This window comes from Pseudoalteromonas arctica A 37-1-2 (assembly GCF_000238395.3).
Taxonomy (GTDB): Bacteria; Pseudomonadota; Gammaproteobacteria; order Enterobacterales; family Alteromonadaceae; genus Pseudoalteromonas; species Pseudoalteromonas arctica.
Genome location: NZ_CP011026.1, coordinates 188,927 through 208,399, shown reverse-complemented (window position 1 = coordinate 208,399; position 19,473 = coordinate 188,927). Strand labels below are relative to the sequence as shown.

General features: G+C 40.5%; 10 protein-coding genes and 3 rRNA genes. 3 read left to right on the top strand and 10 right to left on the bottom strand.

What is annotated here, in order from left to right; translation table 11 throughout:
* Positions 1-52: 52 nt before the first annotated feature.
* The 5 genes from PARC_RS18360 to PARC_RS18340 all read right to left on the bottom strand — a co-directional run bounded on the left by PARC_RS18360 (position 53) and on the right by PARC_RS18340 (position 4,021).
* Entirely contained in the window at positions 53-850 is a 798-nt protein-coding gene (locus PARC_RS18360) for a response regulator transcription factor (RefSeq protein ID WP_010553530.1), read from the bottom strand.
* A 121-nt stretch (positions 851-971) separates the two neighbouring features.
* A complete protein-coding gene (locus PARC_RS18355) occupies positions 972-1,688 on the bottom strand; it encodes an SIR2 family NAD-dependent protein deacylase (protein WP_010553529.1) in 717 nt (238 codons plus the stop codon).
* Positions 1,685-2,701, bottom strand: coding sequence for a Kelch repeat-containing protein (locus PARC_RS18350; RefSeq protein WP_010553528.1), 1,017 nt, complete (start codon positions 2,699-2,701; stop codon positions 1,685-1,687). The genes PARC_RS18355 and PARC_RS18350 overlap by 4 nt, the downstream gene beginning before the upstream one ends.
* Positions 2,702-2,809: 108 nt before the next feature.
* Positions 2,810-2,995 (bottom strand): NAD(P)-dependent oxidoreductase, encoded by a 186-nt coding sequence (locus tag PARC_RS18345; RefSeq protein ID WP_010553527.1) that lies wholly within the window; start codon positions 2,993-2,995, stop codon positions 2,810-2,812.
* Positions 2,996-3,142: 147 nt separating this feature from the next.
* The gene (locus PARC_RS18340; protein ID WP_010553526.1) at positions 3,143-4,021 is read right to left on the bottom strand and encodes a sensor domain-containing diguanylate cyclase; all 879 of its coding nucleotides are present in this window, start codon (positions 4,019-4,021) and stop codon (positions 3,143-3,145) included.
* Between the two features lie 484 nt (positions 4,022-4,505).
* Between PARC_RS18340 and PARC_RS18335 the strand changes: the two genes are divergently transcribed.
* Genes PARC_RS18335 through PARC_RS18325 form a run of 3 tightly spaced genes read left to right on the top strand, consistent with a single transcriptional unit; the run spans position 4,506 to position 9,129 of the window.
* Positions 4,506-6,566 (top strand): TonB-dependent receptor plug domain-containing protein, encoded by a 2,061-nt coding sequence (locus tag PARC_RS18335; RefSeq protein WP_010553525.1) that lies wholly within the window; start codon positions 4,506-4,508, stop codon positions 6,564-6,566.
* Between the two features lie 9 nt (positions 6,567-6,575).
* Positions 6,576-7,103, top strand: coding sequence for a YfiR family protein (locus PARC_RS18330; RefSeq protein ID WP_010553524.1), 528 nt, complete (start codon positions 6,576-6,578; stop codon positions 7,101-7,103).
* Positions 7,104-7,107: 4 nt separating this feature from the next.
* Positions 7,108-9,129 carry an EAL domain-containing protein gene (locus tag PARC_RS18325; RefSeq protein WP_010553523.1) on the top strand — a complete coding sequence of 674 codons (2,022 nt, stop codon included), beginning with the start codon at positions 7,108-7,110 and terminating at the stop codon, positions 9,127-9,129.
* Positions 9,130-9,381: 252 nt separating this feature from the next.
* Here PARC_RS18325 and PARC_RS18320 read toward each other — a convergent pair whose 3' ends face one another.
* From PARC_RS18320 to PARC_RS18300, 5 genes are all read right to left on the bottom strand, one after another.
* The gene (locus PARC_RS18320; RefSeq protein ID WP_010553522.1) at positions 9,382-10,017 is read right to left on the bottom strand and encodes a methyltransferase family protein; all 636 of its coding nucleotides are present in this window, start codon (positions 10,015-10,017) and stop codon (positions 9,382-9,384) included.
* A gap of 739 nt (positions 10,018-10,756) precedes the next feature.
* Positions 10,757-10,871: ribosomal RNA gene (rrf, locus tag PARC_RS18315) — 5S ribosomal RNA — on the bottom strand.
* Positions 10,872-11,083: 212 nt separating this feature from the next.
* Positions 11,084-13,974 (bottom strand): 23S ribosomal RNA (locus PARC_RS18310).
* 298 nt (positions 13,975-14,272) lie between these two features.
* A 16S ribosomal RNA gene (locus PARC_RS18305) occupies positions 14,273-15,808 on the bottom strand.
* The 16S, 23S and 5S rRNA genes sit together here, the layout of an rRNA operon.
* Positions 15,809-16,441: 633 nt before the next feature.
* On the bottom strand, positions 16,442-19,369 hold the full coding sequence (locus PARC_RS18300; protein ID WP_010554956.1) for a TonB-dependent receptor: 2,928 nt from the start codon (positions 19,367-19,369) through the stop codon (positions 16,442-16,444).
* Positions 19,370-19,473 lie beyond the last annotated feature (104 nt).

The window sequence follows — 19,473 nt, the reverse complement described above, 5'->3', positions numbered from 1 at the left end:
TTTAAAGATGAGCGTAGGCCAAATAATCACCGTCCTACGCTTGTACTTACTTTTAAGACATTATTTTAAACAATAATTCTCGCACTGTGGCCGGTTCAAACGGTTTATCACAAATAGCATCAACTCCCGCTTGAGCTATATTTGCTAGGTGCGTTTCGTTTGCCTCTGAGCTCACCATTAAAATAGGAATATGTGAGTAACTATTTGAGCTTCTAACGGCTTCTGTTAGTTCTCGTCCGTCCATTTCTGGCATATTGTAGTCGGTTACAATTAAGTCAAACGATTGGTTATTTAAGTGCTCAATAGCTTCTTTACCGTTTTCAGCTTCTATTGGTGCAGGTATTCCCATACCCGCAAGTACGCGTATTATGTGTTTACGCGCAAAGCGGCTGTCGTCTACCACTAAAACTCGCAGCAACGTTACGTCAAAATGATCAAGTTCGACTTCTTCTTCGCTTATAATATCGAGGGTTGCTTTGAGTGCCCGGGTAATGGCTTTTGCGCTAAAAGGCTTAGGCAAAATAGCCAGCACACCTGATTGGCGTAATTGCTCAAGGTATTTTTTATTACGCTCGCTCGATATAAGCATAAAAGGTTGATGCTCGGTGATAAGGTTTGATCTTATTTCTTGCAATAGTGAGTCGGCTGTCCCGTCAGATAAATACATAGAGCTTATAACTAGATCAGGGTGATAACTTGCTAATAAGCTAAGCGCTTGTGTTTGTGTAGATGCAGTTTCAACTTGTTTTACACCACTTTCTAAAAGCGATTTTATTATTATTTTTTGCTGAACCTCTGAAGGCTCTACAAGTAAAATGGACAAGTTTGCTATTGCAGTTAAGTCGCTCATTCAGATCTCTTTAGTATTATTATAATCAGGATAATAATAACATTTTTGACTCGTTAATATTATATAAAGAGATTGTAATATTTAAGAAAACATTATCAATCCCTTTAAAATATAGCACTTCTTAATTAGATTGAATGTAATCTAATGCATTCATTTTTTTATATGTGACGTTAGCGTGCAAAATATGTGCAGGCTCAGGGTCAACCACTTCAACAGGAATGTCGTAATTTCGGGCTATTTCAATTGCCATTTGCGTAATATTAACGCTAAACGAGGTGCCCATAAATACAATTTTATCGGCGTTGATCATACGCTGTTGTGCTTCTGTTATTCTGTAAAGCTCGGTGTAGTATTCGTCAAATAATAAAACAAAGGGCTTAAATGAATGGTTTAGTTCAGGCGTTTGGTGTTGAATATTAAATAGCTCAAAAAGAGACTCTTGCAGGCGGCTTTCGTCTACGCTATCCCACGGGGTGGCAAGTGGCGTGACTGGCTCCCCTTGCTCATGAAATAAGGTCATTTGATCAAGCCTGCCGTGTATAGCTATGTAATTTTTGTTACCCGCTTTGCCATCAAGCCCATCTATGTTTTGAGTAATTAGGTTTTTGTCACTTAGCCAATGGTGTACGTCGTTTGGGCCATGGTTACGATACGTTGCAAAGCGATGGTAATACCATGCTAAAAACTCTTTTGGGGCGTTTTGGTACATTGCGCGTGTTGCCATTTCCATAGGCGTATAATTTTTACTGCCAATGGTCCAATAACCATCCTCCCCTCTAAAGGTGGGAATACCACTGGCAGCGCTGACTCCCGCTCCGGTAATGTAAAGGGTATTCACTTTGGCGCCTCGTAACCGAGTACGTTAGCGCTTACTTGCTGACTGTTATCAATGCCGCCAATTCGATATAAAACCCCACTGTGCTCAAGTAAACCACGATGATCCATGCTCTTTACTTCAACAGGGGATAAAATCTGCCATTCGTTTTTTTCGATACTAAAGCGCCAAACATGGTCACTTGCAGGTGCAGGTTTGCCGTCGTAACCTATTGCGCTGTAGTTGTATGGGTTATTAGAGCCTGCCATCATATAAATATTACCATTATAGCTGGTGGCTGCCATTCGGTAGTGAGCAGTGCCCGTTGGATGTGGCAAGGTACGCCAATCTATTTTTTGTGGGTTAGTTGAATCTATTGTGCCTTTTAAGCACTGTGCTACACCTGCAAACGAGCGACGCGAATCAGGATTAGCTTGTGTTTTAACGCCATCACAAATAACAATGGTGTTAGCACTAATAGCAGCGGCTTGGCCAAATACAGGCTCACCTAAAAATGGCGAGGCTTGTTGCCATGTATTATTTTGCGTGTCGTATACTTGCACTAAGTTTACGTTGCCGTCGTTATGCCAACCGCTAATTAGATAAATGTAACGCGCTTTGTAGCTCAGCGCGACGCTATCGTCTACGGGTACTGGCATGCTCGCAAGATGAGTGTAGGTATCTTTTATTACGTCGTACTTATATACGTCGGGGCTTGAAACTTCAGTATGATCCTCTGCTACCGTATAGCCGCCAAACACATAGGCGTACTCGCCTAAGCCGACTGCGGTGCTTGCTAAGCGCCCTTTTAATGGCAAGCTTGAAGGCACACCAGTTTTAGATTGCCACTGTGAATCGCCAACTTTAAGCGCCCACACTTTGTTATGTACGGACGAGTATTGTTTATCGCCCCCCAGCCCCATAAAGCTTAAAAAATAGGTTTGGTTTTGTACTGTAACTTTAGCCACAGCATTATTAGCAACTGGCTCTGGTAAAGCGGGAAGGCTTGCTAACGCAAGAGAAAAAAGAAGGCTCATAAGGCAAATAATTTAATAAGAATTAATACGCTCAGATTAAATTATTTTAGCCTTATGAGCCAGTATTGTTATATCTAAATAATCAAACGCTTTTGATTAGTAACCATATTAGTAGGCAATACTAATATGCTGATTTACGTACGCTGCATTTTGCGCTTCATCAACCATTGCGCTTGCATAATCAGTGACCAATATATTGCTTTCGCCTGCATCATTAGTAAAAAATGTATTACTGCCGATACGGTAATTGTCTTCATTATCACCCAGACATAACTTGTGCAGTTTATTTATCAAGGAACTACCTACAAACTGCTGTAAGAGCATTTATAGATTTTTTAGCGCAGCACTGGAAACCGATATTAAAAAATATGTCAGCAAGTAAGGCATTGTAGTTAAGGACGCTGTGACTATTGTTTAAGCTAAGGTGATAGTTCAGCTTAGTTATTGAGGTAAATAGGTTACGTTGTCTAAGCCTCGTTGTTTATTTTTGTACATAGCTTGATCAGCATACTTTATGAGTTCGTGATCTGTTTGGCCGTGCTCGGGGTAGTTTGCAATTCCTATACTGGGTGAAATATTTAGTAATACGTCATCTAACTTAAAGACGGCTTTAAACTCAGTGAGGACTTTATTTTTTATTCTGACGGTTTCGTGGCTAGAACTTAAGTTATCTAAAATAATTAAAAATTCGTCTCCGCCTAAACGCCCTACTGTGTCGTAATGCCTTACTGACGCTGAAAGCCTTTTAGCTATAGCGCATAAAAGCTTATCGCCAATTTCGTGTCCGTGAGTATCGTTTACTGCTTTAAAGCCATTTATGTCTATAAACAGTAAAGAAAAAAACGTGTTGTTTGTAGTTGCACTAATAATTACTTTTTCTAATCGATTCATCAATAAAGATCGATTTGGTAGGCCAGTTAACACATCGTGCCGTGCCATATAATGGAGTTGATCTTCCATTACTTTACGTTCAGTTATATCGTGCGCGACAGCAATTCTTACTTGATGTTGCTCTGACCAACGAACAGACCATAGTATATGAACTACTTGACCATCTTTTCTCATCCAACGGTTTTCAAAGCGAGGGTTCACCATTTCGCCAGACAACAGCGAAGTTACGGCATTATGCGTTTTATAATGATCACCTTCGTAAACGTAATTAATCATTTTTGTGCCAACAACTTCATCGGCCGTATAACCAAATATTTGCTCAAATGCTGCGCTTACAAAAACAAATGTGCCTTGTTTATCTACCACGCATACGGCATCAAGCATTAAATTGAGTACTTCTTCTACATTAATTAATTCATTTTTTTCCATACTTTGGTGCCTTCAAAGCAAAACCAAGCGAATTTAAGTATTCTATATACCTTTAATAAAAGCAAAGGTAATTGAAACTACAATAATAGTTAATACAAAGTTAGATTAATCGTGCACGTATAATTAATAGTGCCCTTGTAAAAGCATGAAATGCAAAGTTAAATAATCAATAAGCGCAAAATACTTTGAAGTCCTTCAAAAATAGACTAAATTTTAAATAGTATATAATCATATAACTCTCAGTAACTTCTATTTTTTGACTCTTTAATAAATGTAATTGTATAAAATTTATCTACTTTATTTTTTTAAATTTTACTGTTTTATTGGCCAAAGTTAAATTTTTTAACTACTACAAAATTAGTTGTTTTGATTTAATCGCATTTATACTTTTACGCTGTTAATGTATGTTAATATTGTGTGATATCACATGTATTACAAAAACAGTCATTGTTTTTGATTTTTTGATTGCGCAGGAGACTTTTGGGTGAAAATATCACAACGTTTATTTTGGCCATTACTTTTTGTGTGCCCTCTTGTAACGGCTGAGCCGTTTGAAGATGAAGATCTCGATCTTGATGCTTTAATGGGTATGGATGTGCAAGCGACTTCTGCGATGAAAAGAGCACAATCAGCATTTGATACCGCTTCATCTATTTATGTATTAAGTAAAGAACAAATTACTAAATCTGGTGCTACATCAGTACCTGAAGCACTAAAAATGGTGCCGGGTTTAATTGTCCGTCAGCTCGATAACAATCAATGGGCTATTTCCTCAAGAGGCATTGCCTCTCGCTTTTCAAGCAAATTATTGGTTATGATTGACGGACAAAGCTTATATACCCCAAAGTTTGCCGCTGTTTATTGGGAAACACTCAACGTTCCTTTGTACGATATTGAACGTATTGAAGTTATACGCGGACAAGGCGGATTACTTTGGGGAAGTAACGCAAATAATGGCGTGATTAATATCATTACTAAAAATAGTATTGATACTCGCGGTGGATACGCAAGTGTAACAACTGGTAATCAAATAAATGTTGATGCTAATCTTCGCTACGGTGGTGATATAAGTAACAAAGGCAGTTATCGTGTGTATGGGCACTTAAAAGATGCGAATGAATCCCAAAAAGGCATCTCACTTCCCCCTAATGACACAACCAAACAAAACTCTTTAGGTTTTAGAGCTGACTTTACTCCTAACGATGCATGGTCCGGGTTACTTCAAGGTGATGTAACTCATTCCACACTTGGCCAAAACTACCGAGGTGTTGTCGATGAAACCAACGAAAACATTTCATTTTCAGATGATTTAAAGCGAACAGACTCGCGCATAATGGCGCGCCTTGAAAACAGAATGTCGCCAGATGCGAATCAAATGCTACAAATTTCTTGGCTTAAACAAAATGGTTCTCAAAATTATATTAAAGAAGACTTTGAATCGATAGATATTGATTATCAAATGAACTTTATATACCAATCTCTACAGTTAGATTGGGGGTTGAACTACCGATACAATTCTATATCTTTCGCAGAAAGCGTATTTTTAGATAGCGATAAAAACTTTGATAGCCTCAAACAATATGGTGCACTTGTTCAAGCTCAATACAATGTGACTCCTGACACTCTCGACTTTATTATTGGTACTAAGCTTGATCATAACGATTTAACTGGCTGGGAAAATCAACCATCAGCAAGACTTATATACAAACCAGTAGATAACCACCTTACTTGGGGCGCAATATCGCGAAGTGTACGTACACCAACATTAATTGAATTTAACGACAACTTTAAAGTTAATGGTACAGAAATTAAAGATCTTACCGGTTTAAGTTCAGGCTTTGACCAAATAGACGACTACCGAATTGCAACCTACCTAAATGGTAATGACAAAGTTAAATCAGAAAACTATCTATCTTATGAATTAGGCTACCGTTTTACTGCTAACGATTGGTCATTAGATCTTTCTACTTATTATACCGATGCTAAAAACGTAGCGGTTATTGATATGAATACGCATGCTGAACAATTCACTCCTATACTTAATTTATTTCTAGCAGGGAAAATTCCAGAAGTATTTCAAGCACTAACAATGACTCGTATAGATTTAGACTTTGCATCTGTAGCAGACACAACCACTAAAGGGTTCGACTTAGTAGTATCATGGCAACCAATTGATAATCTCAATACTGAGTTTGGTTATAGTTACACCGATTATAACTACGATTTACCTCCTAGAGTAGAGCCCGCTATCGGGTATGACTCTAAAAACAGGCAGTTATTTGCAAAAGCCGATTATTCTTTTTTAACCAACCATAATGTGTTTGCGACATTACGAGCAGTAAACTCAAATGCATATAATACTGATAATTACACAACGCTAGATATTAGTTGGAATTGGCAGGTTACTCCTGTGTGGTCTACTGCAGTTTCGGGTAAAAACCTATTTTCAGGTTCACATATTGAGTACAGTAATACGCGCGAAACCTATACATTACCAAACTATATTGATGAATGTATTACGTTTACAATTTCAGCAAATTTCTAAGCTAATTAGATGATTAAATTAAGAAGTCTAATTCACAGAAGCTTAATAGCCTTGGTACTTTTAAGTACCAGCGTTGACGCTGTTGAAAAAGAATACATGCTAAAAGCAGGCTTCTTGTATAACTTTGCACGTTTTGGACACTGGGATTCTCATTTAGAACCCCTTGATCAATTTACTATTTGTAGCCCTGATAAATACTTTATTGATGTGGCTAACACCGCTCTAAAAAATCGCACTATAAAAAAATTACCTTTGCATAATAAATTAGTCACTCTTGATGAAGTCACAACATCTGCGTGTAATATGCTATTTATCACCTCAGATACATTTGCTCAGTGGCAAAACATAACTCCTTTAGATCTAAAAAATATTATGGTCATTGGTGAAACAGACTCATTTATTGAAAATGGCGGCCATATCAGATTCTTTCTTTCCAGTGGTAAAATTCGCTTTGAAATTGCACCACAACAGCTTAAAGATGCAGGCATTACTATGAGTTCAAAAGTACTACGACTTGCACGCGTTGTAGATAGGTAATGCAATGAAAAAACTATTTGCATTAAATACAATGAGCAAAAAATTATTATTTATCTTAATGAGTGTCGCACTTGTATCTACCGCAATAGTGACAATTGTATTTAGTGCTTATGAGATCAGCAGCGCTAAAGAGGAACAAATAGAAAGCTTAGGTTCTCTGTCAAAAATGCTCTCTCCGAATATAACTACTGCACTTATGTTTGACGATATAGACGCAGTACAGGAACTTATAAACCCAATACTGATGCGTGCAGATGTCATTAGTATAATAGTAATGAGTACGACTGGTGAACAACTAGCTATTGCGCACACCGAAGATACACAAACAGAACAAAGCATTGAAGTTAATACTTTACTTCAACTTGATATGTATAATTATGGTGTATTAAAGATACGTGCTAACGACAGCTATATTAAAGAAAGAATCACTTTTTATACCAAGTTTATAATGATCCTGATGGTATTTACCTTTGCGGTTAGTCTTATTTTGTCGCTTTTATTAAGACGTAAATTTTTAAACCCAATTTTATATTTAGCACAAACAGCCAGTAAAATAACCACATCACATGACTATAGTTTACGCGCAGAACAACTATCACAAGATGAAGTAGGACAGTTAACATCTTGTTTTAACGATATGTTATACAACATTGAGCAAAGAGAAAGTTCATTAGAAAACCAAGTTAGGCTTCGTACTAATGAACTTGAAAATGCAAATATTCAGTTGCAACAATATGCTTACCAAGACGGGTTAACCGATTTACCAAATAGACGGTATTTTTACGAGAAACTACAAAGCTTAGTAAGCGTTGAAGGAATGAAATTCGTACTTATATTTATAGATTTAGATGGTTTTAAAGAAGTAAACGACAGCCTTGGGCATGACTACGGTGATTTATTATTACATCAGGTAGCAACGAGGCTGCAAAGCTGTATAACAACAAAAGATACAGTAGCACGCTTAGGTGGAGACGAATTTACATTAATTTTAGAGGGTGTAAGTTGCCCTGATGAAGCATCAAAAATTGCCAAAGCTGTAAAAAGTAGTTTAATGCAGAGCATTAAAATAAAAAAAGAAACAATCTATGTTACCGCAAGCATAGGTTTAACATTTTTCCCTACTGATGGTTTAACAGTAGAAGAGCTCGTTAGACGTGCTGATCAAGCGATGTATTTATCTAAAAATAAAGGGCGGAATCGCTATGAGTTTTTCTCCTATGCTATCGAAGAAAAAGCCACAGAAAAGCGTCGCCTAATAGAAGAGATACGCACTGCAATTGTTAAAAACCAATTTGAATTATATTACCAACCTATATTTTCAATTGATGGGAAATCAGTACCAAAAGCTGAAGCCCTTATTCGTTGGAACCACCCTGAACGAGGCTTAATAGGGCCAAACGAATTTATACCTATCGCTGAAAAAAACGGATTAATAAACGACATAGGCCAATGGGTAAAATCTCAAGCAATTCAAGATACCGTCCAATTCAATGTTTTAAGTGAAAAGACAATTCAAGTCAGTGTAAATACATCACCTCTTGAAATTGACCGCGCTGGTTGCTGGGTGGATGAATGGATTGTTGCAAGTAAAAAGTACCAACTACCCGCCAACACTATTTTAATTGAAGTCACTGAAAATACCTTAATGGATCCAGATTCATCAATACAGCGACAATTAAAACGCTTAAGCACTATTAATATAGACATAGCGATTGACGACTTTGGTGTTGGTTATTCTTCTTTGGCGTATTTACAGCGCTTAGATATAGATATTTTAAAAATAGATCGCTCATTTATAAGCGATATTGAATCAAACGATAATAGTATTGCTCTCGTGAAGGCTATTATCACTATGGCTCATAACCTAGATGTAATGGTGGTAGCGGAAGGTGTTGAAACACAAAAACAGTATGATCTATTAAAGCAGCTTGCTTGCGATTATATTCAAGGCTACATTTTTTCAAAGGCAATTACTAAACAAGAGTTTATAGAAAAGTATATAATACCGATCCGCAATAATACTTAATCATTTTGCGGGGCTAAATGTGTCGCTACCTGTGTTAAAAAATTCTCATTTAGAACAACTAAATAGCAAATTTTTTGCCTAGCTATCAACACGTTTTTCCATCCTCAAAATAGATCACTTAATTAAGCGAATTGGTATAAAACAAAAAGAAGTGATCTGATTTATGTCCATCTTGCTGGATTTTAGCAATTCAACACAGAGCACCCACTAACTCTTCAATTAAAATTCATATATTCAAAGCTTAATCCCAAGCTATAACCAGCGAGGGACTAGTTGCTTATACTCTTTATATTGTGTTGAAAAGCGATGAGCTAAATGAGCTTCTTCAACTAACGTCTGTCTATATATAGCTATAAAACCAATAACCAAACAGGTCAAACTAAATATACTAGGTAAGGCTAAAAAGAAACCCACCTGTGCAGCTACAACACCTAAATACATCGGATTCCTAGAGTATTCATATAGTCCTGATGTTTTAAGCTCATGCGGCCCCTTAGGATCAATTCCTGAACGCCAAAGTGCCGCCATATGAAAATGTACAAACATCGTCAAAATAAAACCTGCACTCAATAAAATATCGCCAAATAATACACCTGGCCAGCCATTGAGAATTGGGAATAACCCAAGGTAGCTATCTAACTCAGGTACAAACACTCTAATTACACATATAAACCAAATAGCAGCTCTGAAAAACTTAAAAACCATATGGTTCCACCAACTAGTACAAAACTTATCTCCGGGATAAATAACGCCTGATGGTGTGTCTCTATTTTTATAAATAATTCTAAATGTATAAAACCCCGCAACAAAAGTATAAAAAATAGCTAAGTAAATACGTGTAAATTCAACTAGCGAAGTAGAGTCATCTAAAAATGTTTCATAGGGCATCTAGTTACAGCTCACAATCATTATTGGTAGTAATTTTAAAACAACTAACTCAATAAATTTTAGTTATAAGGTCATGAAATTATATTAGTATTCATTGTCTTCATAAACAAGTTAAGTCAGAGGTTTGTTAACGAGTAATCATTAACTAACACCATTAATTTAAAATAACTTCGACTTATGAGGAGCTCATACTTTTTATATAATACCAATCTGCTTATATATTTGAATTGATATTATTCACTCATATTTTTACATTCTATATATGCAAAAAACGACTATTTCGGTTAGGACTTTCTTTAATTCGAAGCTTTGTACAGTGCAATAAGTGCCCTCGGCGTTAGGAAGTCACAGTGAAAAACTACACTCGCATCGGCGATGCCACTTTAACTCGTTAAATTAAGTAGATTATTCACTGAGAGACGCTTCGCTCTAGAGGAATACCTGAATCACTTTTCTAAAAATGTAAAAAGCCCAGCTCGTTAGTTTCGGGAGCTCTACAACTTAATGCTTGTGTGATGTCATGATACCTTCAGCGGTGGAGAGCCACGTAGCAAATGCTACTGTATTGGCCGACTAAGATATTGAGGGATTTTGTTGTGATTTTAACGTCGGGATTCGCTGCGCTTGCCCGACCTGCGTGCTAGGTGTTGATGTGAGTGTGTGTTAATTGCGCGCATTTCACTTTTCTGCAGACGTAAAAAAGCCCGAATCGTTAGATTCGGGCTTTCTACAATTTGAAGCCTGGTAATGTCCTACTTTCACATAGCAAATGCTACACTATCATCGGCGCTGTTTCGTTTCACTACTGAGTTCGGCATGGAATCAGGTGGGTCCAAAACGCTATTGTCACCAAGCAAATTAGGTGCAAAGAATCAATGACAAGCACGTAGTGCTACCATTTTCTTTGCGCAAGGTGCCTCAACTTTAACGCTACGCGCTAAGAGTCACCTCTTGAATTTGGAAAATATCTGATAATATTTTTTAAGTCTTTCTTAAGTAATATCTACTTTAGTCATATTAACTTCTTCGCTTGTTTCACTATCACATAAAACGCGTTTGGCGTTGTATGGTTAAGCCTCACGGGTAATTAGTACAAGTTAGCTTAATGGCTCACACCACTTCCACATCTTGCCTATCAACGTTGTAGTCTTCAACGGCCCTTCAGAGACTTTAAAAGTCTAGTGAGAACTCATCTCGAGGCCTGCTTCGCGCTTAGATGCTTTCAGCGCTTATCAGTTCCGAACGTAGCTACCGGGCAATGCCATTGGCATGACAACCCGAACACCAGCGGTTCGTTCACTCCGGTCCTCTCGTACTAGGAGCAACCCCTCTCAATTCTCAAACGCCCACGGCAGATAGGGACCGAACTGTCTCACGACGTTCTAAACCCAGCTCGCGTACCACTTTAAATGGCGAACAGCCATACCCTTGGGACCGACTTCAGCCCCAGGATGTGATGAGCCGACATCGAGGTGCCAAACACCGCCGTCGATATGAACTCTTGGGCGGTATCAGCCTGTTATCCCCGGAGTACCTTTTATCCGTTGAGCGATGGCCCTTCCATTCAGAACCACCGGATCACTATGACCTACTTTCGTACCTGCTCGACGTGTCTGTCTCGCAGTTAAGCTGGCTTCTACCATTACACTAACCGTACGATGTCCGACCGTACTTAGCCAACCTTCGTGCTCCTCCGTTACTCTTTAGGAGGAGACCGCCCCAGTCAAACTACCCACCAGGCACTGTCCGTAACCCCGATTCAGGGGCCAACGTTAGAACATCAAAACTACAAGGGTGGTATTTCAAGGTTGACTCCACAACAACTAGCGTCGCTGCTTCAAAGTCTCCCACCTATCCTACACATGTAGGTTCAATGTTCAGTGCCAAGCTGTAGTAAAGGTTCACGGGGTCTTTCCGTCTAGCCGCGGGTACACAGCATCTTCACTGCGATTTCAATTTCACTGAGTCTCGGGTGGAGACAGCGTGGCCATGGTTACACCATTCGTGCAGGTCGGAACTTACCCGACAAGGAATTTCGCTACCTTAGGACCGTTATAGTTACGGCCGCCGTTTACCGGGGCTTCGATCAAGAGCTTCTCCCTAAGGATAACCCCATCAATTAACCTTCCGGCACCGGGCAGGTGTCACACCGTATACGTCATCTTGCGATTTTGCACAGTGCTGTGTTTTTAATAAACAGTCCCAGCCACCTGGTCACTGCGGCTCCCGTCCGCTTAGAGAGCAAGTCTCATCACAGATAGGAGCGTACCTTCTCCCGAAGTTACGGTACGATTTTGCCTAGTTCCTTCACCCGAGTTCTCTCAAGCGCCTTAGTATTCTCTACCTGACCACCTGTGTCGGTTTGGGGTACGATTCCATATAATCTGAAGCTTAGAGGCTTTTCCTGGAAGTATGGCATCAGCAACTTCATCACCGTAGTGACTCGTCTCGTGTCTCAGGTTTAATGTTTGTCCGGATTTACCTAAACAAACGCCCTACTCACTTTCACATAGACTACCAACGCTATGCTTGCTTAGCCTGCTCCGTCCCCCCATCGCAATTATATCGAGTACAGAAATATTAATCTGTTTCCCATCGACTACGCCTTTCGGCCTCGCCTTAGGGGTCGACTTACCCTACCCTGATTAACATGGGATAGGAACCCTTGGTCTTCCGGCGTGGGAGTTTTTCACTCCCATTATCGTTACTCATGTCAGCATTCGCACTTCTGATACCTCCAGCATACCTCCCGGTACACCTTCAACGGCTTACAGAACGCTCCCCTACCACTCAGAATAAATTCTGAATCCGCAGCTTCGGTGCATAGTTTAGCCCCGTTACATCTTCCGCGCAGACCGACTCGACCAGTGAGCTATTACGCTTTCTTTAAAGGATGGCTGCTTCTAAGCCAACCTCCTGGCTGTCTGGGCCTTTCCACATCGTTTCCCACTTAACTATGACTTTGGGACCTTAGCTGGCGGTCTGGGTTGTTTCCCTCTTCACGACGGACGTTAGCACCCGCCGTGTGTCTCCCGGATATTACTTTACGGTATTCGGAGTTTGCAAAGGGTTGGTAAGTCGGGATGACCCCCTAGCCTTAACAGTGCTCTACCCCCGTAAGTATTCGTCCGAGGCTCTACCTAAATAGATTTCGGGGAGAACCAGCTATCTCCCGGTTTGATTAGCCTTTCACTCCTAGCCACAGGTCATCCCCTAACTTTTCAACGTTAGTGGGTTCGGTCCTCCAGTTGATGTTACTCAACCTTCAACCTGCCCATGGCTAGATCACCGGGTTTCGGGTCTATACCTTGCAACTATTCGCCCAGTTAAGACTCGGTTTCCCTACGGCTACCCTATTCGGTTAACCTCGCTACAAAATATAAGTCGCTGACCCATTATACAAAAGGTACGCAGTCACCCAACAAGTGGGCTCCTACTGCTTGTACGTACACGGTTTCAGGTTCTATTTCACTCCCCTCACAGGGGTTCTTTTCGCCTTTCCCTCACGGTACTGGTTCACTATCGGTCAGTTGGGAGTATTTAGCCTTAGATGATGGTCCACCTATATTCAGTCAAAGTTTCACGTGCTCCGACCTACTCGATTTCACTTAAAATGTCTTTTCATGTACGGGACTATCACCCTGTATCGTGGCGCTTTCCAGCAGCCTTCCATTAACACATAATAAGCTTAAGGGCTGTTCCGATTTCGCTCGCCGCTACTTTCGGAATCTCGGTTGATTTCTTTTCCTACGGGTACTTAGATGTTTCAGTTCTCCGCGTTCGCCTCGTTAACCTATGTATTCAGTTAACGATACCTGCAAGCAGGTGGGTTTCCCCATTCGGAAATCTTAGTCTCAAGCGCTTTTTACTAGCTTGACTAAGCTTATCGCAAGTTAATACGTCCTTCATCGCCTCCAACTGCCAAGGCATCCACCGTGTACGCTTAGTCACTTAACCATACAACCCAAACGGGTCTTTGTTTTGTGACAGTTTAACTTCGCCAGAAGTCAATATTGAATACTAAAGTAGATACCAATCAATCAACTCCTAAGAGTTAACTAAATGGCACTGAATGGTACTGCTACCATTCTTTTTTTACTTTTGAAAACTCTTGATAAATACAATGTATCTATCAGAATTTTATTATCAGCTTTTCCAAATTTTTAAAGAGCATATTAATTAGTTATCCCGAAGGACACGCACTAATTAACAATCATCTGTGTGGACACTACGAACAAATAAGTTCTAAATCGTATAAGGAGGTGATCCAGCCCCAGGTTCCCCTAGGGCTACCTTGTTACGACTTCACCCCAGTCATGAATCACTCCGTGGTAAACGTCCTCCCGAGGGTTAGACTATCTACTTCTGGAGCAACCCACTCCCATGGTGTGACGGGCGGTGTGTACAAGGCCCGGGAACGTATTCACCGCGTCATTCTGATACGCGATTACTAGCGATTCCGACTTCATGGAGTCGAGTTGCAGACTCCAATCCGGACTACGACGCACTTTAAGTGATTCGCTTACTCTCGCGAGTTCGCAGCACTCTGTATGCGCCATTGTAGCACGTGTGTAGCCCTACACGTAAGGGCCATGATGACTTGACGTCGTCCCCACCTTCCTCCGGTTTATCACCGGCAGTCTCCTTAGAGTTCTCAGCATTACCTGCTAGCAACTAAGGATAGGGGTTGCGCTCGTTGCGGGACTTAACCCAACATCTCACAACACGAGCTGACGACAGCCATGCAGCACCTGTATCAGAGTTCCCGAAGGCACCAAACCATCTCTGGTAAGTTCTCTGTATGTCAAGTGTAGGTAAGGTTCTTCGCGTTGCATCGAATTAAACCACATGCTCCACCGCTTGTGCGGGCCCCCGTCAATTCATTTGAGTTTTAACCTTGCGGCCGTACTCCCCAGGCGGTCTACTTAATGCGTTAGCTTTGAAAAACAGAACCGAGGCTCCGAGCTTCTAGTAGACATCGTTTACGGCGTGGACTACCGGGGTATCTAATCCCGTTTGCTCCCCACGCTTTCGTACATGAGCGTCAGTGTTGACCCAGGTGGCTGCCTTCGCCATCGGTATTCCTTCAGATCTCTACGCATTTCACCGCTACACCTGAAATTCTACCACCCTCTATCACACTCTAGTTTGCCAGTTCGAAATGCAGTTCCCAGGTTGAGCCCGGGGCTTTCACATCTCGCTTAACAAACCGCCTGCGTACGCTTTACGCCCAGTAATTCCGATTAACGCTCGCACCCTCCGTATTACCGCGGCTGCTGGCACGGAGTTAGCCGGTGCTTCTTCTGTCAGTAACGTCACAGCTAGCAGGTATTAACTACTAACCTTTCCTCCTGACTGAAAGTGCTTTACAACCCGAAGGCCTTCTTCACACACGCGGCATGGCTGCATCAGGCTTGCGCCCATTGTGCAATATTCCCCACTGCTGCCTCCCGTAGGAGTCTGGGCCGTGTCTCAGTCCCAGTGTGGCTGATCATCCTCTCAAACCAGCTAGGGATCGTCGCCTTGGTGAGCCATTACCTCACCAACTAGCTAATCCCACTTGGGCCAATCTAAAGGCGAGAGCCGAAGCCCCCTTTGGTCCGTAGACATTATGCGGTATTAGCAGTCGTTTCCAACTGTTGTCCCCCACCTCAAGGCATGTTCCCAAGCATTACTCACCCGTCCGCCGCTCGTCAGCAAAGTAGCAAGCTACTTTCTGTTACCGCTCGACTTGCATGTGTTAGGCCTGCCGCCAGCGTTCAATCTGAGCCATGATCAAACTCTTCAATTAAAAAGTTTTATGTCTTTCGACAGCTCAATGAATTCTGAATTTATTTTAATATCTTTCGATATTGAATTGACTGTGCCGAATAATTACCTAAATAACTATTCTGTTGGTCACTCAGCTTTCAATTGAGACTCTAATTTGTTTGCCTCGCTACCTAAGTAGGTTGGCTGTTAGAACTCAATCTGTACGAGTGCCCACACAGATGATTGCTTTATATTGTTAAAGAACGTTTTGAGTCGCTTTAGCGTCTCAAGGGATGCGAATAATACACCCTTTATTTTTCGAGTCAACACTTAGTTTTAAACTTTCTTTTGGAAGATTTAAAACCGAAGTTTTATTTAACTCTCTGAGTAGTTCGTGCCTCGCTATGCGTTGGCGTTTCCCGTCTCAGTGGGGTCGCATTATAGGGAGATTCGAGCGGGGGTCAATGTTTTATTTCAGCTTTTTGACAATTAAATGAATTTAGTATGAAAGCTATACAAATAAAGGGCTGCAGAGCTTTTTCTGCCTATTAAACAACCAACATATGAGCAGTTAAACTATCTGCATAGATAAAACTACAATATTAGGTGCTGTTAGGCTAAGCCAACTACATTTTTTAGTTGGCGTTTAATAAAGTATTACGTATGCCGTTAATTAAAAACTATAATTAAAGCCTGCGTAATAGCGTCGTCCTGAATAGCTTGAGTTAAGTAATCGTGCATCTGTATCATCACCTAAACGCGTTACCGATTCCGACTTAGTTAAATTAATAACAGCAGCTGTTAAGCTTAGCCCTTCATACAAATTAACCGATGCATTAACATCAACCTGTTCGTATGGATCTTGATATACATTTAACCCACTATTAATGCCTAATACTGTCTCCCCTCGTTTGTTATATGAAGCGCGCACATTAAAAGCGTCACCTTCATAATAAACAGAGGTGTTGTACTGATACTTTGCACTGCCTATTAATGCCGATTGACCAAACTCTTTATCATTTACTGTTACATCTGCTTTATTGGTTTTGTTATAGGTGTAGTTTGCATAAAAACCAAAGCCATTATCAAACGCATGCTGGATAAATACTTCCGCGCCTTTAGATACTGCATCGGTACCATTACCTACAGTACTGTACGGAGCTATATTAATGGTTCCTGCATCTACTATATTATTTTTACCGGCAAAGTTTTGCTCTACATCAATTACCAGTGGCACAACAAAGTTATCTACTTTCTTATGAAAAAGTGCCAATCCAACCGCAGAACCCTTTGCATAATAATACTCAATAGATAAGTCAGCCTGCACCGATTCAAATGGCTTCAAGTTTTTATTACCACCACTGCCGCTAAAACCTGGCTGTTCATTAAATGCAGCTCTATCATTTGCCCATTCATCCGATACAAACGTAATACGCTGCTGCGCACCTAAATCGCTGTAATCAGGACGAGACATTACTTTTGCTATTGCCCCACGAATAACTAAATCGTCAGTTGCATCCCACGCTATATTAAAGCTTGGTAGTATTTGAGTGTCTTCGTTTTGCTGAGTGACTAATTGATAGTCTTCTACAAAGCGTGCGTCACCAGTTACTGGCTCGCCTGTTTTGTCATTTGTGTGATCTAATTGGTAGGTATATAAGTCGGTAGATGAAGTAAATATTTTTGTTTGCACAACACGCACGCCCAAATTACCTCTTACTTCACTAAACTCAAAATCGCCTTGAATATAAAAAACAGATATTTTTTCTTCAATGTCGTAAACAAAGTTATCTTCAATACGTGTATAAGGTACATAGCTAGTAGTAACCATATCGCGATATTTATCCCAGTCGATACTTGGCATTTGGTTTATATCAAAACCCCCTACTATATTACTCTCACTAGTAAATACATTTTGAGCTAATGGCATTCCACCATTCCATTGGTAGCTGTCAAAACGCGTAATACCTTGCTCGCTTGCTTCGCCCGCAGCAATATCAAAATTAGGATCTAAAAAGAAGGTATTGCCAGTTTCACGATGAAGCGTGGAGTTACGATATTTGACACCGGTTCTAATTGTTTTTAAAAAGCCCCAATCAACATAAAGATCCACATCAGCTTGGTAATAATCTTCTTCTAACTCACTGCGTACAAAACTTGAGTTTGAAGAGCCCGAATCACGACCGCCTCCAATTCCACTTTGCAAGTTAGCTAGTGTATTTGGGTCAATATTAAGTGATACATTATTTTGATTGAGTGACCAGCCAGCCGTTTGAGCAGCATTTTGAATAGCAATGGCGTTTTCGCCCGCGTTTGAACTTTTATATGCAGCTTCCCAACTTTCTTCTGGTCCTCCTTCTGATTTTGTATTACCCACGACAAAACGCGCTTTAAAATTATCGCCTTCATAAGTTAAATTAAAATCAAAGGTATTGGAGGTGGATTCTTCACGTACATAACTGCCGCGCATCCACGGAAACTGCATATCACTTTCAATATCGCTTGCCATTGCATCGTATTGCATACCTGTAACAATAGCGCCCGACTCATCAAGGTTTACATCCGTTAAAAAATCAGAATTTAAAGACCACTCTGGTATATCAATCACAGATTCTGTTCTGTCTTGGCCGAGTGTAAAGCCAAAGTAATTAAATCCAAGCTCTAAACGATTTGTTGGTCGCCACTGCGTACTAAATTGAATTCCTTCGCGCTCACGTTTTTCGTTAAGGACTGAACCTCGCACAACTTGTGGAAACCAAACGCCATCGTAACTGTTACCGTTTGCATCATTAATAGCATCCCACCCATTATTGTTATCAACTGCGTTACCGTTTATATCTGTAGGTTGCCCAGTACCAGTATAGCGCCATATATTTGCATCAGTTCCGCCCGAAAGTGTTCTGTTTGTTCGCTCCTGATACGTATAGCCAACTAATACACCAACGTTTTCGTCGTCATTTTTCCATGAATACAAACCCGTAAACTGCGGTTCGTACTCTTTTGTAACATCAGCGTAAGTACTCTCTACATTAAATACACCTGAGTTTGCATCCATACTCAAAGGCTTTCGGCTATGCATTAATACAGTACCACCAACCCCTCCTTCATCTAAGCGTGCCTCTGGCGATTTATAAACCTCTACACTTTCAATCATCGAAGACGGTAACAAAGCATAATCAAACGAACGCGAAGGCTCTCCCGGAGAAGACGCAATAAAATTACCATTAAGCTGTGTAAAAGTTAGCGCCGACGACAAACCACGAATACTGACTGATGAACCTTCTCCGCCGTCACGCTCAATTACCACACCAGGTACACGCTGAAGAGAGTCCGCAACGTTTTTATCAGGGAACTTCCCAATGTCTTCCGCTGTAATTGCATCAACCACTGAGCCAGACATGTGTTTTACATCTAAGTTTTCGGCCATACTTGAACGGATGCCACGTACCTCTATTACTTCCATATCTTTTGTGTGCTGCGAGTTTTCGTTTTCTTGCGCTGCAAAAGCACACGTAGAACCCAAAGCAGAAAAAATTGATACATAAAATGATGACTTACAAAACGTTGAAAAAGGGAAAGGGTATATACTTGCTACTATCATGTGAGAGGCTGTTCCATTTAAATCTGCTCATAAAACTAAAGCGAGAAGTTAGTCCTTTTACGCAAATTATTCACGTAATGGCAAAAATTGTTCCCAATTCTACA